Source organism: Nonomuraea sp. WAC 01424 (assembly GCF_003947315.1).
GTDB lineage: Bacteria > Actinomycetota > Actinomycetes > Streptosporangiales > Streptosporangiaceae > Nonomuraea > Nonomuraea spiralis.
On the sequence record NZ_QHHZ01000009.1, the window covers coordinates 353,515 to 368,126 of the forward strand.

The following is a 14,612-nucleotide window of genomic DNA, read 5'->3' on the forward strand; positions in this document are numbered from 1 at the left end:
AGGTGTCTCGGAAGTTCAGGCGCCGTAGCGGCCGGGAGAGAGCAGGCCGTCCGGGTCGAGGGCGGTCTTGAGCCGGTGGAGCATGCCGAGGCTGGCGGTGCTGGTCTCGGACCAGACGTCGGCGGCGGCGTGGTCGATGTCGGAGCGGTAGATGGCGCAGCCGTGGCCGCGCAGCAGGCAGCTCGCGTCGTTGCGGAGCTGGTGGGCGCGGTGGGCGGCGTCGGGGTCGCCGCCGTCGAAGAAGATCTGGATGACGGCGTTGGCCATGTGGGGGCTGACCAGGTTCCACTCGACCATCAGGGCGATGCCGTGGGTGTCGACGGCGCCCTGGAGGGCCTCCAGGATGCGTTCGGTCCGCGCGGCGTGCAGGGGCATCAGCGGCAGCAGCACGAGGAAGCCCATGCGGCCGGCGTCGATCTGGTCGCACGAGGTGACGCCGAGCGCGTTGCGTACGCCCTTGCAGGTCGGGATGCCCTGCGCGGTGAGCGCCCTGGTGTGCAGCGGGTCGTCGGGGCCGACCGCGGCGGCGTCGAGCACGCGCAGCGTCTCCCCGCCCCCGACCTCGACGAACGCCTTGCGCAGCAGCTCCTCGGCCAGCTCGACGGCGGCGTTGCTGCCGAGCAGCGGCCCGAGGACGGTGAACCGGCTGGTGTCGACGCCCTGCGGCAGCAGCCAGCCGTTGTCGCGGGCGGGCGCGAGGGAGAGCTCGCGGATCCGCATGAGCCCGTCGGCGGGGTTGCCGCGGCGCAGGAACCCGGTCATCGCGCCGATCGCGGCGCCGATCTGGTCGCGCGGGATGCGGGCGTGGACGAGTCCGATCGTCTCCGGGCGCGGCACCAGCGAGACGGCCATGGCGGTGACGACGCCCACGTTGTGCTGGACGAACGCGGCCGTAAGGTCGGGCCCGGCCACCCGTCCGTGGTAGACGCCGGTGGGGTCGAGCCCGCCGGTGGTGATCACGCTGCCGTCGGCGAGCACGGCCTCGATGCCGGCCACGTCGTGCACCCGCGAGCGGAAGCAGCCGTCGCCGCGTTCGAGGGCGTTGCCGATGACGGAGGTGTCGGCGCAGGAGGCCGTGACGTTGAGCATCCACGGCGTGTCCCGCAGCGCCTCGGCGAGCTGGGCCTGGGTCACGCCCGGCTCGATGACGGCGTGGCCGGTCTCCAGGTCGAGGCCGCGGATGCGGTTCATCTGGCTGAGGTCGACGACGACGTTGTCCTCGGTGACCGGGAGGGCGGAGCCCATGCCCCAGTTCCTGCCGGTGCTGACCGGGTAGAGGCGGCTCTTGCTCACCATGGCCCGGCGGACGAGGGCGCGGACCTCGTCCAGGGTGTGCGGGGTCTCGGTGCCCGCCAGCGAACGCGGTCGGTGGGCGCCCACGTCACGCGGCCGCAGTTCCACTCGCGATAGTCCCTGCATGGCTCTCCTCGGGGGATGCGATATCACGTCAGGCGGTGTGCTGGAGGAGGTCGTCGATGGAGCCGATGGCCTGGGTGGACATCTCCCTGATCTCGCGCAGTCGCCGCTCCGTGTGCGCCTCGGGGGGCGCCGGCGGGACGGCCGCGTGGACGGGGAAGTCGAGTGAGCCGCGCGGCGCGGCCTGCACGGGCACGGGCACCTCGTGCGGGCCGTAGGGGTGGCGGCGGGCGCGGGGGCGTTCGGTGTCGTGTGACTCGTGCCGGACGAGCGCGGGCAGATGCGGTGGGGTTCGCATGACGGGAGCTCTCCTACAGGGTTCGTAAGGGTTGTGCGTGCAGCCGCCCGCCGTGGAGCGGCACCTGGGTCGTCACGTGCCCTCCTGGTGACCGGTGCGGGGGGTGACGGCCGCGGGGGTCGCCCTCGGCACGCCGTGGTTGATGACGCTTGCGGCGATCCGGCGCTCGGCCAGCCCCATGTGCGGGCGGGGCGCGCCGGCCGGCCGTACGGTGGCCGTGCCGCGGATGAACGTGCTGGCGTGCACCCACCGGCGGTTCTCGGCCAGCACCTCGCGCTGTGCCCTGGGCAGGTCGCCGTGGGCGGCGTAGTGCTCGCACACGGCCCGCGCCAGCACGCGGGCCATGATCAGGTGGTCCTCGCAGGCCGAGGACACCTTCGACTCCAGGCCGATCACCTGCGCCAGGAGCAGTTGCAGGTGGGGCAGGCCCGAGCTGCGGTCGAACCCGTCGAGTTCGGCCAGCCGCTCCGGCCAGCGCAGCCGCCGCCCGACCGCGGCGCAGGCCGCGGCGGCGACGTCGGCCGCCGGCCGGCCCCGCGGGTCCTCCCCTTCGAGCTGCACGGCCCGCTGCGCGGTGTGCTCGAAGGAGGAGAGCCGGTCGAGGCCGCTCTGCAGCAGGCGGATGCGGTTGTGCAGGCAGGCGGCGCTCCAGCCGAGCACCAGCAGCCGGTCGCTGTCGGCCTCGCAGTGCCAGCCGACGAGACCGACCTCACGGGCCATGCGGTGGTGGAGCACCCATGACTCGCGCGGATCGACGTGGACCGGGGCCTCGATCCACACCTGGAGGCCGCCCGGCGGCAGTTCGCCGACGCCGACCTCCACCTCTTGGGGCGCCACCCTGGCGCAGATGCGCTGGACGACCTTCTGTTGTGCCGCTGTCTCCGGCGCCATCGGCACCGGGCCCGTCAAGACCGGCAGCACGCGCTCGGGGGCGACTCGCGCCCTGGGCTCGATGCTCATCTGAGGCCACCTCCAGACCCCGCGTAAATTGGCACTTAATCGTGCCGCCCTGATCCTCGTAAGTACCCCCACTTCTGTCAACTCTCACTTAACGAATACATATTGGATTCAAAGTTGGCAAGCATGAGGCGCAGGTGAACGCAGGGACCCCTGTAGATGAACGCCACATGTGGGAACAGAGATGAGAGAGAGCCGCCGGCCCGGTCCGGGACGGCGGCCCGGAGTGACGACGAGGGAGAGGAGCGCCCGGTGGCGGTGCCCAGAGCCGCGCTGGCGGTGGTGTTCCTGGCCGCCGGTCTGCCCGCGGTCCACGGGGTCGCGCGGACCGGTGAGACGTTCTGCCGGCTGCCGGAGTTCACCGGCAAGTCGGTCCCGGACGGGCCTTACCTGACCGACACTGATGTCTCACCACGGTGGATCTATCCGTATCCGGCGCCCGACGAGCGCGAACCGTCGTCGGAGCAGCGGCTCGACTTCGCCGGGTTCCCCAGTGTGGCCGCGCTCGACACGGTCGGCCGCGACGGCGCACCGGCCAGGAAGCTCCTCGTCACCTACACCACGAACGTGGACAGGGTCGTCACCCTCACCAACGAGGCGGCGGTCTCCGAGGACGGCGGCGTCACGTTCGGCCCGAGCAACCGGACCCCGCTGCGGGAGGCGCCGATCGAGCTGCACGACGGCGGGCTGCTCGCCCTTGAGTACTACCTGCGGCGCACCGGGCCCGGCACCGCCACGCTGGGCGTGCTCACCTCGCGCTCGCCCGACGACGAGGGCTGGGTGCGCCGGGAGGCGACGGTGACCTCCCCCGACGAGCAGGCCGACGGCGGCGCCGCCCACGGCCTGCCGATCCAGCTCGCCGACGGCACGATCCTGTTCACGGCGTACATCCGCCAGGGCGGGACCGGCTCGTACCAGCCGGAGGTGTTCGCCAGCGAGGACGGCGGCCGGACGTTCGCCAGGCGCGGCGTGATCACCCCTCCCGATCCGCCCTACGTCTACAACGAGGGCGCACTCGCCCAGACGCTCGACGGCACCCTGCTGGCGGTGTTGCGCAGGGACGGCGTGCCGCCCTCCACGCTGCACCAGAGCCGGTCCTCCGACGGGGGGCGCACCTGGTCGCCGGTCCAGCCGTTGCGCATCGAGGGGCAGGACTGCCTGGTGCGCGGTGTGGCGCCGCGGCTGCTGCTGATGCCGGACGGCGTGCTCGTGCTCAGCGCCGGGCGTCCGCACAACTGGCTGGCGATCGCCCCCGACGGGATCGGCGAGGAGTGGCGGCGGCAGACGGTGACGTACCGCAACAGCGACGGCGTACGGGACGTGCACGGCTCGTCCGGGTACACCGCCATCGCCGCGGTCGGCCCGCACCGGCTGGTCCAGGTGTTCGACAACTGCAAGCTGCCCGGCGTGAACTCGGACGGCCTGCTCAACGAGACGGCCTGCCCGGCCCACGGCAAGTTCGAGAACGGCGGCTGGTACGCGATCAAACGCCGCCTGTTCACCGTCGTCACCCCCGGCCCCGGCCTGCTCGACCTGGCCGCCCTGCAACGCGGCGGCGCGCTCAAGCTCGACACCGACATGCGCTGGACCACCCCGGCCCACCCGCGTACGGGCCCGGCGGGCGCCTTCGACGGCAGCACCGACTACTGGTCCGGCGCTGTCGCCACCGGACCCGGCCGGTACGTCCTGCATCTCGACCGCCCGTACGCGATCAACCGGATCGGCATCAGCCTGCGCCCCGGCCACGCCGCGAGCGCCCGCGTGTACGTCTCCGCCGACGGCCGTTCCTGGGGCCGCCCCGCCGTCACCATCGGGGACCGGACCGACTACGCCATGCGCTACCACACCGTGGACCGCACCGGCGCGCACGTCATGATCGTCACCGAGCCCACCCGCGACTGCGACCCCGAGATCGGCGACTCCTGCAGCATGCTGAACGAACTCGAACTCTACGGCCGGTGAAACACGGGCGGCCCTATTAAACGGCAGGCCGAAATTACCGGGAACAACGGAATGTGACCCCGCATTCGACGAACGGGCAAGGCCGTTGTCGAGGAGCGGAGTTTCCCGGCCGGGCGGAAACGTCCGACTCGGTTAGGGTGATTTCCGTTCCCTTCCTGCCCGCCCTCCGGCCTGAAGCGGTGGTGAATGGCCGGGCCCACGTTCCGGAGAGCCGACATTGCCGCCGTTCCCCTTACCCGCCCTCCTGTCCGCCCAGGCGTCGCCGTGCGCCTGATCCCCGCCCGCCTCTTCGGCAGCGCCGTCGTCTGCGGTGTGGCGGGGACCGCCGCGCTGTTGTGCGCCGCCGAGGCGGCCGGGCGTCTCGGTCTCGTCCCGGAGTCGCGGCTCCCGCTCGCCTCGGCGGTCCTGGTCACCGCCGCCGGGCTGGCCGCCGACCCCGCCTTCCTGGCCGACGTGCTGGCCACGTCCGGCGCCTGGGCGCTCGGCGTGGCCGCCGCCGTGGCCGTGGCCGTGCCCGCCGGGCTGCTGCTGGGCAGCCTGCCGCCGGTCGAACGGGCCCTGCGCCCGGTGCTGGAGTTCCTGCGGCCCATCCCGTCGGTGGCGCTCATCCCGCTGGCCGCGTTCGTCTTCGCCGGCCGGCTGGAGACCGAGGTCGCGATGATCATGTACGCCGCCGCGTGGCCCATCCTGCTCAACACCATGTACGGGCTGCGCGAGGTCGACCCGCTGGCCAAGGAGACGATGCGGGCCTTCGGGTTCGGCCCCCTGCCGATCCTGTGGCGGATCAGCCTGCCGAGCGCGGCCCCGTTCGTCGCGACCGGCGTACGGGTGGCCGCGGCCATCGCCCTCATCCTGGCCGTCAGCACCGAGCTGCTGGCCGGCACCAGCGGGATCGGGCACTTCGTCATCGTGGCCGAGAGCAGCCCGGACGGGCTCCGGCTGACCATCGCCGCCACCCTGTGGGCGGGCGTGCTCGGCGTGCTCACCAACACCCTGCTGGCCCAGGCCTCCCGGCGGCTGCTGCGCTGGCACACGGCCCTGACCGGGGCGGCCCGATGATCCGGTCCGCGGCGCGGTTGTGGGCCGTGCCCGTCGTCGTGGCCGTGTGGGAGGCGGCCACCCGGGCCCTGCGCCACCCCTACTTCCCGCCCCCGTCCGCGATCGCGCTGCGCGGGCGCGAGTTGTGGATCAGCCAGACGGCCCTGGACGACCTGTCCTCCAGCCTGGGCCGGCTGCTGGCCGGGTGGGCGCTGGCCGGCCTGGCGGGCGTCGCGGCCGGGGTCGCCCTGGGCCGCTCACCGCTGCTGGCCAGGTTCCTGGACCCGGCGGTGCAGTTCTGCCGGGCGCTGCCGCCGCCCGCGCTGCTGCCGGTGTTCCTGGCGCTGTTCTCGACCGGCACGTCGATGCAGGTGGCGACCATCGCCTGTGGAATCGTCTGGCCGGTGCTGATCAACACCGCCGACGGCGCCAGGAACGTGGACCGGCTGCACCTCGACACCGCTCAGGTCTTCCGGCTGCCGGCGAGGCAGCGGCTGCTGCGGGTCGTCCTGCCGTCGGCGGCCCCGAAGATCCTGGCCGGCCTGCGGCTCAGCCTGTCGCTGGCGCTGATCCTCATGGTGATCGCGGAGTTCTTCGCCACCGACGGCGTCGGCTTCCGGCTCCGGGCCGCGCAACGCTCCTTCGACCTGCCCGGAGTGTGGGCCGCCATCACCGTGCTCGGCGTGCTCGGTTTTCTGCTCAATCAGGTTTTCCTGATTCTCGAACGCCGTCTGCCGGCCCATTATGGTACGTCCGAATAATGCGCGATCGAAAATGCATTAGATTGTGAACCGGATATTCCGCGCGCATTCTTCCCCGGCACGCGCCACGCCCTCGTCATCACTCTTTGGAGCGTTCATGCCCGGACTTCGACGACGCACGCGCTTGTCCCCCTTCATATTCGCCGCCGCACTCGTCGCCGCCCTCGCCGCCGTGTGCGGCGGGACGGACCCCAGTCCCTCGGCCGGTGGCCCGGAGAAGCCCGTACTCAACCTCGGCATGCTGGCCCTGCCCGAGGTGGCCCCCATCCAGATCGGCATCGACAAGGGCTACTTCGCGGCTGAGGGCCTGACCGTCAAGCCCGTCGTCATCCAGGGCGGCGCGGCCGCGCTGCCCGACCTGATCAGCGGCAAGCTGGACGTCCTGCACAGCAACTACGTCTCGGCGGTCCTGGCCTCCTCGCGCGGCGTGGGACGACTCAAGGTCGTCGGCGACGCCTACGCCGCCAAGCCCGGCAACTTCGTGCTCATGACGAAGAAGGACTCGCCCGTCAAGGCACTGGCCGACCTCAAGGGCAGGAAGGTCGGCGTCAACACCCTCGGCAACGTCGCCACGCTGGCCGTCAGCGCGCTGCTCAAGCCCGCCGGGGTGACGACCGCCGACATCACCTTCGTCGAACGGCCGTTCCCGCAGATGGCCGGCGCCCTGGACAACGGCGACGTCGACGCCGCCGTCCTGCCGGAGCCGTTCTGGCAGGCCGCGGCCAGGACGAGCGGCGCCCGCAGCCTGTCCGACCTGTTCACCGGGGCGACCGCCGACTTCCCGATGGCGGGCTACCTGACCACCGAGGACTTCGCCCGCGACAACCCGCGGACGGTCGCCGCCTTCCAGCGCGGCCTGCGCAAGGCGGTGGAGCTGGCGATCGCGAACCCGGCCGAGGCCAAGGCCGCGATGCCGAAGTACACGAAGATCGACCAGGCCACCGCCGGCGCGATGACGCTGGGCGGCTACTCCACCACCGTGGACAAGGCCCGGCTGCAGCGCGTGGCCGACCTCATGCTGCAGTTCAAGGGCGACGGCTACCTGGAGGCGCCGTTCGACGTCTCCGCCCTGCTCCTTCCCGGAGGCCCCTCATGACCGGCTCCTTACCCGGACGCCCGAGGCGCGTGGTCATCGCCGGCGCGGGCATCGCCGGGCTGACCACGGCCCTGAGCCTGCACGCCGCGGGGATCACCGACGTGACCGTACGCGAGGCGGTCCGCGACATCCGGCCGCTCGGCGTGGGCATCAACCTGCTGCCGCACGCCGTACGCGAGCTGATCGGGCTCGGCCTGGGCGAGCGCCTGGCCCGCGTCGGCGTCGAGACGGCCGACCTGACCTTCATCACCCGCCGCGGGCAGCGCATCTGGTCCGAGCCGCGCGGCCGGGCGGCCGGCTACGCCTGGCCTCAGTACTCGATCCACCGCGGCCGCCTGCAGCTCATGCTCCTCGACGCGGTACGCGAGCGCCTGGGCCCGGACGCGGTCGTCACCGGCTCCCCCGTCACCGGGCTCGACCACGACGCCGACCTGCTCGTCGGCGCCGACGGCATCCGCTCCGGCGTCAGGGCCGCGCTGTTCCCCGAGGAGGGCGAGCCGCTGTGGGGCGGTCACGTGCTGTGGCGGGGCACGTCCCGCGCCGAGCCGTTCCTGACCGGCAGATCCATGATCATGGCGGGCGACGGCACGCAGAAGATCGTCATCTATCCGATCGCCCCGCCCGACCCCGACGGCACACAACTGATCAACTGGGCCATCCAGCACCGGGCCCCCGAGACCACGCCCCGGGGCGACTGGAACCGGGAGGTCGAGGTCGGCACGTTCCTCCACCACGTGGCCGACGTACACTGCGACGCCCTCGACATCCCCGGCCTCATCGCCTCGGCCGACAAGGCGTACGAGTACCCGCTGGTCGACCGCGACCCGCTGCCGTACTGGTCGGCGGGGACCGTGACGCTGACGGGCGACGCCGCGCACCCGATGTACCCGACCGGCTCCAACGGCGGCACGCAGGCCGTCATCGACGCCCGCGTCCTGGCCTACGCCCTGGCCACCGGCCAGGGCCTGGAGTTCTACGAGAGCCGTCGCCGGCCGGTCACGAACCAGATCGTGCTGGCCAACCGCGAGGACGGGCCCGAGGTCGTCCTGCGGCTGGCGCAGGAACGCGCGCCGGAGGGGTTCGCCGACATCGACGAGGTCCTCCCCCGCGACACGCTGGAGAAGATCGCGCTGCACTACAAGCAGCTCGCGGGCTTCGAGCCGGCCACCCTGAACGCCCGCCCGAGCTGGTCGGTCCCAACGGAGGCCGGGACCGGCGGGCCCGCCTCCTGAGGACGCCCCCTGGCGGCGGGCATGGTGTGGCGGGGGCGCGTGGGCGCCCCCGCGGCGGACCGGGCACGGCCTCCTACCGCTTGGGCGGGAGGTCGTCACCGCGGCGGTTGTGGGTGCGCTCGCGCGCGCTGCCGTCCTCGTCGACCTCCAGGCGTTCCCTCCTGACCTGGCCCTCGACGGTCTCCTCGTGCTGCACGCGCTCCTTGTGCACCCGGATGTGCTCGACCGGCCTGGTCTCCTTGCCGATCACCGCCCGCTCCTCGTGCAGGGTGATCTGCTGCTCGTCCTCGCCGATCTCGTACGTGCCGGGCTGGCCGTCCTTGATGGGCTCGCGCTCGATCACGACCTCCTCGTGCGAGAGCGGCACCTTCTCCTGGACGTTCTCGGTCTCCACGTACTTGCGCAGGCGCACGTGACCGCTCTCGCGGCTCTCCTTGCCGATGCGGAGCCGCTCCTCCGACGTGGTCATGTCGATGTCGCGGTCACCCACGTCCCGGCCACGGGGCCGGCCCGTCTGGCCGGTGGTCTGGCCGGTGGTCTGGCCGGTCTGGCCGGTCTGGCCGGTCATGCCCCCGCGCCGGCCGCGCTCGTCCGCGATCCGCTGCTCCCCGGCGGTGGTCCGGGCCTGCCGTTCGCCCATGGGCGTGCGCTGGGACGGGATGTTGGACGGCTGCATCCCGTAGTACCGGTAGAGCTCGGCCTCCTCCTCCAGCGACAGGCGGCCGTCCACGTCGATGTTGGGTGCGCCCTTGATCATCTCCTTGTCGAAGGGGACCCTGATCTCGTCCCCAGAGCGGCGGGCGTTGGTCAGAGGCACGAAGGTCTGCTTCATGCCGAAAAACCCCGTGCGCACCGTCACCCACTCCGGCTCGCCGGTGCGGTCACTGAGGTAGACCTGCCCCACCTTGCCGATCGACTGTCCGTCGGACCCGATCACATGGCAGTCGAGCAGGTTCCGGATCTCTGTTTGCATAGCCACGACGATCCCCCTGATTGTTCGTCCTGGTTCAAAAAGGACAAATACCCCAGATCATCGCATTCGCACACATAATTCCGGCACTCTTTGCCAGAAATCGGTCTAGGCCGGACGCGCGCCCCGGCCCTGCCGGGAACCCTCGTACGCGGCCCGCCGCAGCCGGACCGTCCATCCGGCGGGACGCAGGCAGGGGCGGCTGTTGAGCACCGGATCGAAGGTCAGGTCCTCCCCCGGCAGCGCGGTGTGCAGGCGCAGGCGGGCCAGGTAACGCCCGCCCGCCCACAGGTGGAACACCAGCGGGCCGCGAGCCAGCGCGCCGGGCAGCAGCGCGGGATCGGCGGGCACCCGTTCACCCTCCGGACGGGCGACCAGACGGTACAGTCCGGTTCCGTACACGTACGGCGACAGGCTGGAGTACGGCCCGGACGTGAAGGTACGTCGCGGCACCGGCAGACAGCCCGCGCCCGTGGACAGCAGCAGATCGACCCCGCTGGGCAGGCGTACGGCCAGCCCCAGCACGTCGGGCAGCCGCCCCGGCAGGGACAGCCCCTTGGACAGCCGGGCCCGCACCTCGTGCTCGCCCGGCTCCCCCAGCGGCGCCGCCTCGACCGTGATCGTGCCCGCCAGGAGCAGGCCCCGCCGGTGCAGCGCGCGGCCGTGCCGGAGCCCGGCGACCCCACGCGCCACGACGCGGGCGAGGGAGGCGAGCGCGGACGGCCGGGTGGGCGCGGCGGGCACGGGGGGCGTGGCGGCGGGCGCGGCGGGCGTCCCGGTCAGTAGCTCTCCGCCTTCTTCAGCGCCTTCAGGTGCTCCAGCAGCGACGGGGACGCGACCTTGGCCAGGGCCACCACCGCCGGCGAGGAGCCCTTGGAGATCTCCTGCTTGGTGGCCTCGATGGCCTCCTTGTGCGCCTTGGTCATACTGGCGACGAACTCCTTGTCGAAGTCCTTGCCCGTGGCCTCCTGCAGCCGCTTGACCATGGCCCCCTGCGCCGCGGTGAGCGAGGTGGGCAGTTGGATGCCGAGCTGGCTCGCGGTCTGGGTCACCTTCTGGTCGAGCTGGGTGTGGTCGTCGACGAGCATCCGGCCGATCGACTTGACCTGGTCGGTGGCGCCCTTCTTCTCGGCCAGGCGGCCCGCCGCGATCTCGGCCAGGTTGCCCTGGTGGATGGTCGCCATCCAGGTCCTGTCCTGCTCGGACGGCTGAGCGTCGGTCCGCGGCGCCAGCCCCGCGGTGTTGGTCGGGGCGCCGCCGCACCCCGACAGGGCGACGACGGCCGCGATGGCCAGCAACATGGTCAGACGAGTACGCATGAGGTTTCCTATGACATGGTGACACTTCTCCGACACAGAGCGTAACCATGCGATCACGGCTCCCTCCTCAGGCGCGCCGTACCGGATACCGGCCGGTCGAGGCGGTTCGGGGTCGTATGTCGCATTCCTCCGGGGAGAGCCGTCATCATGGTGACGGACGCCATCCGGTCGACGTGACCGGACGAGAGTGCGAGGAGAAGGATGACGCCACCGGCCCGCTCCCCGGAGCAGCGCAAGCAGGACACGCTCGACCGGCTCGAACAGGACGTGGACGCCTGGGTCGCCACGGCGGGCGGCGGGGGCCCGTACATGGTCCCGCTGTCGTTCCTGTGGGACGGGCACACGCTGCTGCTGGCCACCGCGGACGCCACCCCGACCGCGCGCAACCTGCTGGAGACCGGCACGGTACGCCTGGGCCTGGGCCTGACCAGGGACGTCGTCCTCGTCGAGGGCACCGTGACGGCCCAGCCGGCCGCCACGATCCCGGTCGGCGTCGGCGACGCGTTCGCGGTCAAGACCGGGTTCGACCCGCGCGAGCTGTCCAGCCCGTACAGCTATTTCCGGGTCACCCCGGTGCTGGTGCAGGCGTGGCGCGAGGTCAACGAGCTCGACGGGCGCGACCTCATGCTCGACGGGAAGTGGACCGTCTGACGGCGGCGGCGGACTCGGTAAAGAAAACCGCCGAGGAGGATTGGGCCTCGTCATCGGGGGAATGGCAGGCAACTTCTGTACGTCGACCGTGAGGAGGAGCCGTAGTGCTCACCCTGACAGCCAACGCAGCCCAGGCGATCCGCGATCTGACCGCGTCCGCGCCGGAACCCGCACAGGGCGGGATCCGGATCTCGTCCCAGGGTGAGGGGAACAATTCGCTCACCCTTTCTCTGGCCACCGCGCCGGAGCCGGCGGACGAGGTCGTCGAGACCGAGGGCGCGCGGGTCTATCTCGATCCCGTGGCCGCGACCGTGCTGGACGACAAATCCCTGGACGCCGGGGCCGACGCGCAGGGGAGCGTGTCGTTCATGGTGACCGCGCAGGCGGTGTGACGGGAACCGCCGTACCGGCGACCGCGCCGGTACGGCGGGACCCCCGCCGGATCAGCCGGCCAGCAGCTTGTGCAGGTAGCGGACCTGCTCCTCGGTCTGGTAGCCGGACCCGCCCTCGTGCCCGTTCCACGGCCAGACGGTGATCTCCTTCGGGCCCTGCCAGTGGTTGTGGGCGGCGAAGACCGTGGAGGGCGGGCAGACGTAGTCCATGAGCGCCACCGAGTACAACACGGGCACCCGGCCGCGCGCGGCGAAGTTGAGCCCGTCGAAGTACGACAACGTGCGGAACACCTGCTCGGCGCCTTCCCTGCGGGAGGCCAGGAAACGCACCAGCTCCTGGTACGGGTCCCGGTCGGTGATCTCGACCGCCCGCCGGAAGTGCGTCAGGAACGGCACGTCCACCAGCGCGGCCCGTACCGCCGGGCGCAGCGCCGCCGTGGCCTGCGCGACCGCGCCGCCCTGGCTGCCGCCCGAGACCACGATGCGATCGGCGTCCACCGCCGGATACGCGGCGGCCACGTCGACCGCCCTGGCCGCGTCGGTGAACACCCGCCGGTAGTAGTAGTCCTCGGGGTCGAGGATGCCGCGGGTCATCATGCCGGGCGCCTGCACATTGGCGCTGCCGTGCGGGTCGCCGGTCACGCCGGGGCTGCCCGGGCTCGCGCCGCCGTGACCGCGGGTCTCCATCACGAACACCGCGTACCCGGCCGCGGGCCACAGCAGGTGGTCCTTGGGGAACCCGCGTCCGCCGCTGTAGCCGATGTAGTGCATCACGCAGGGCACCGGCTCCTGGACGCCGCGCGGCAGGATGAACCAGCCGTGGATCCGGTGGCCGCCCCACCCGGCGAACGACACGTCGTACACCTCGACGCCGGGCAGCGGCAGGTCGTAGGGCGTGAACTCGGCCGCCAGGTCGAACCGCCCGGCCTCGGCCAGCGTACGGGACCAGAAGTCGTCGAAGTCGGCGGGCTCGTCGCGGTCGGGGAGATAGCTGCGCAACTGCTCGATCGGCAGGTCGAACAACGACACGGGGGGACTCTCCTAGCTGTAGGGAACCCTGATATTTCACCTCATTGGTGCAGGTAAGCGCCATCCTCACTTCGGCGGAAGCTGAAAGCCGTCCCGCGGGGTAGTGGTGATCGCGTGAGCGACTACGTCATCGAGGTTCCCTCCTCCCACCTCTATCCCGGCCTGGTGCTGGACGCTCCCGCGCACGCCGAGGACTTCCTCGTGCTGTTCGCCGACGACTCCGAGTCGCGGGCCCAGCTCCTCGGCGACGACTCCGGCCGGCCCGTGCTGAGGGTCGGCGGGTACATGACCTCCAGCGGGACCGTCGTCGACGAGCGGGTGTGGACCGTACGCGAGACCCTGCGCACCGGCGAGCGCCTGCGCATCCGGCTGGGCCGCTCGCTCCCCTCCCCGGTCGGAGGCTAGCGTCCCCCTGTGAGGTCTTTCGCCGGGATTGTGGTGGGCGCCGCGGTGCTCTTCCTCGGGCTGCTGCTGTGCGTTCCCCGGCCGCGCGCGGCGTGGGGGCGCTGGTTACGCGCGGCGCTGATCCTGGCCGTGGAGGCGGCGGTGGTCTGGCGGGTCGCGGGCGCGACGCTGACGCCGCCGCAGGTCCAGGCCGCCGCCGGGCCGCCGGTGGCCGGGCAGCGGGAGTGGCTGCTGCCGACGGGGTCGCGGCTGGCCTACGTACGAGTCGCGCCGAAGCGGATCACCCGTCCGGAGCCGGTGGTGGTCCTGTCCGGCGGGCCCGGCGTCGCGGACCTGGCGGCCGACCGGGCCTTCTATGGCCGCCTGGCCGCCGACGGGTACGCGGTCTACGTCTACGACCAGGTGGGCACCGGACGCTCGGCCCGGCTGCCCGACCCGGCCGCGTACGGGCTGGCGCGGGACGTGGCGGACCTGGAGGCGGTACGGAAGGCGATCGGCGCGGAGCGCCTGAACCTGGTCGCCCGCGGCGACGGCGCCCGCCTCGCAGCCGCCTACCTCTCGGACGGCCCGGACCGGGTGGCCAGGGTGGTGCTCGACTCCCCCGCCGGGCTCGACCGGGCCCGTACCGCGTCGTTGCTGGACGGCGGGCCGCCGAGCCCCCGGATGCTGGCGGTGCACACACTCTTGCGGGTCGAGCCGGCCGCGGCGCACGCGTTCGCCGGCGACGCCGAGCTCGACGCCCGCGCCGCCGGGCTCCCGCGGGGGGCCGCGGATTCCTGCCCGGCGGTCCCGGCCGCGGGCTCCGGCGGGTACGCGGGCCTGGCCGACCGGCCGTCGCCGCGCGGGCTCCGGGAGGGGCTGGCCCGGGTGACGGCGCCCGTACTGGTCGTCAAGGGGCCGTGCGACGCGGAGAGCTGGGCGGCGGCGGCCGACGTCCGCGCGGCGATCCCCGGCGCGGGGTTCGCCTACGCGGGGAGCCGGGCGGCGTACCTGGCGGCGCTGCGGGCGTTCCTGGCGGGGCGGCCGGTGGCCGCGTACGAGGGGGCCACGCCGCCGCCCGGCTACCGGGGGCCGTGGTGACCCGCC

At 72.5% G+C, this 14,612-nt stretch carries 16 protein-coding genes; 9 read left to right on the top strand and 7 right to left on the bottom strand.

Going from position 1 to position 14,612, the window contains the following annotated elements; all coding sequences use genetic code 11:
• Nucleotides 1–15: 15 nt before the first annotated feature.
• From DMB42_RS25985 to DMB42_RS25995, 3 genes are all read right to left on the bottom strand, one after another.
• Entirely contained in the window at nucleotides 16–1,419 is a 1,404-nt protein-coding gene (locus DMB42_RS25985) for an FAD-binding oxidoreductase (RefSeq protein ID WP_125637611.1), read from the bottom strand.
• A 28-nt stretch (nucleotides 1,420–1,447) separates the two neighbouring features.
• Nucleotides 1,448–1,714 carry a hypothetical protein gene (locus DMB42_RS25990; protein ID WP_125637612.1) on the bottom strand — a complete coding sequence of 89 codons (267 nt, stop codon included), beginning with the start codon at nucleotides 1,712–1,714 and terminating at the stop codon, nucleotides 1,448–1,450.
• A 72-nt stretch (nucleotides 1,715–1,786) separates the two neighbouring features.
• Nucleotides 1,787–2,674: a hypothetical protein gene (locus DMB42_RS25995; protein WP_125637613.1), complete on the bottom strand. Its 888-nt coding sequence runs from the start codon at nucleotides 2,672–2,674 to the stop codon at nucleotides 1,787–1,789.
• Nucleotides 2,675–2,923: 249 nt separating this feature from the next.
• Between DMB42_RS25995 and DMB42_RS26000 the strand changes: the two genes are divergently transcribed.
• The 5 genes from DMB42_RS26000 to DMB42_RS26020 all read left to right on the top strand — a co-directional run bounded on the left by DMB42_RS26000 (nucleotide 2,924) and on the right by DMB42_RS26020 (nucleotide 8,760).
• Complete coding sequence (locus DMB42_RS26000; protein WP_125637614.1) at nucleotides 2,924–4,633, top strand: exo-alpha-sialidase; 1,710 nt, start codon at nucleotides 2,924–2,926, stop codon at nucleotides 4,631–4,633.
• A gap of 264 nt (nucleotides 4,634–4,897) precedes the next feature.
• Nucleotides 4,898–5,692 carry an ABC transporter permease gene (locus DMB42_RS26005; RefSeq protein ID WP_260477944.1) on the top strand — a complete coding sequence of 265 codons (795 nt, stop codon included), beginning with the start codon at nucleotides 4,898–4,900 and terminating at the stop codon, nucleotides 5,690–5,692.
• On the top strand, nucleotides 5,689–6,432 hold the full coding sequence (locus DMB42_RS26010; protein ID WP_125637616.1) for an ABC transporter permease: 744 nt from the start codon (nucleotides 5,689–5,691) through the stop codon (nucleotides 6,430–6,432). The genes DMB42_RS26005 and DMB42_RS26010 overlap by 4 nt, the downstream gene beginning before the upstream one ends.
• Nucleotides 6,433–6,556: 124 nt before the next feature.
• A complete protein-coding gene (locus DMB42_RS26015; RefSeq protein ID WP_185844863.1) occupies nucleotides 6,557–7,528 on the top strand; it encodes an ABC transporter substrate-binding protein in 972 nt (323 codons plus the stop codon).
• The gene (locus DMB42_RS26020; RefSeq protein ID WP_125637618.1) at nucleotides 7,525–8,760 is read left to right on the top strand and encodes a flavin-dependent oxidoreductase; all 1,236 of its coding nucleotides are present in this window, start codon (nucleotides 7,525–7,527) and stop codon (nucleotides 8,758–8,760) included. The genes DMB42_RS26015 and DMB42_RS26020 overlap by 4 nt, the downstream gene beginning before the upstream one ends.
• A 73-nt stretch (nucleotides 8,761–8,833) precedes the next feature.
• Here the strand turns inward: DMB42_RS26020 and DMB42_RS26025 are convergent, their stop codons facing one another.
• The 3 genes from DMB42_RS26025 to DMB42_RS26035 form a co-directional block, all read right to left on the bottom strand.
• Nucleotides 8,834–9,733: a DUF2382 domain-containing protein gene (locus DMB42_RS26025; RefSeq protein WP_125637619.1), complete on the bottom strand. Its 900-nt coding sequence runs from the start codon at nucleotides 9,731–9,733 to the stop codon at nucleotides 8,834–8,836.
• Between the two features lie 105 nt (nucleotides 9,734–9,838).
• The gene (locus DMB42_RS26030; protein ID WP_125637620.1) at nucleotides 9,839–10,474 is read right to left on the bottom strand and encodes a hypothetical protein; all 636 of its coding nucleotides are present in this window, start codon (nucleotides 10,472–10,474) and stop codon (nucleotides 9,839–9,841) included.
• Between the two features lie 35 nt (nucleotides 10,475–10,509).
• Complete coding sequence (locus tag DMB42_RS26035; protein WP_125637621.1) at nucleotides 10,510–11,049, bottom strand: DUF4142 domain-containing protein; 540 nt, start codon at nucleotides 11,047–11,049, stop codon at nucleotides 10,510–10,512.
• A gap of 201 nt (nucleotides 11,050–11,250) precedes the next feature.
• On the opposite strand from DMB42_RS26035, the gene DMB42_RS26040 reads away from it, so the two are divergent.
• The gene (locus tag DMB42_RS26040) at nucleotides 11,251–11,700 is read left to right on the top strand and encodes a pyridoxamine 5'-phosphate oxidase family protein (RefSeq protein ID WP_125637622.1); all 450 of its coding nucleotides are present in this window, start codon (nucleotides 11,251–11,253) and stop codon (nucleotides 11,698–11,700) included.
• Nucleotides 11,701–11,804: 104 nt separating this feature from the next.
• Nucleotides 11,805–12,092, top strand: a complete 288-nt coding sequence (locus DMB42_RS26045; RefSeq protein WP_125637623.1) for an iron-sulfur cluster assembly accessory protein — start codon at nucleotides 11,805–11,807, stop codon at nucleotides 12,090–12,092.
• A 51-nt stretch (nucleotides 12,093–12,143) separates the two neighbouring features.
• Here the strand turns inward: DMB42_RS26045 and DMB42_RS26050 are convergent, their stop codons facing one another.
• Entirely contained in the window at nucleotides 12,144–13,121 is a 978-nt protein-coding gene (locus DMB42_RS26050) for an acetylxylan esterase (protein WP_125637624.1), read from the bottom strand.
• A 114-nt stretch (nucleotides 13,122–13,235) separates the two neighbouring features.
• Between DMB42_RS26050 and DMB42_RS26055 the strand changes: the two genes are divergently transcribed.
• Nucleotides 13,236–13,526: a hypothetical protein gene (locus DMB42_RS26055; protein ID WP_125637625.1), complete on the top strand. Its 291-nt coding sequence runs from the start codon at nucleotides 13,236–13,238 to the stop codon at nucleotides 13,524–13,526.
• A gap of 9 nt (nucleotides 13,527–13,535) precedes the next feature.
• Nucleotides 13,536–14,606, top strand: coding sequence for an alpha/beta fold hydrolase (locus DMB42_RS26060; RefSeq protein WP_125637626.1), 1,071 nt, complete (start codon nucleotides 13,536–13,538; stop codon nucleotides 14,604–14,606).
• Nucleotides 14,607–14,612: the final 6 nt, after the last annotated feature.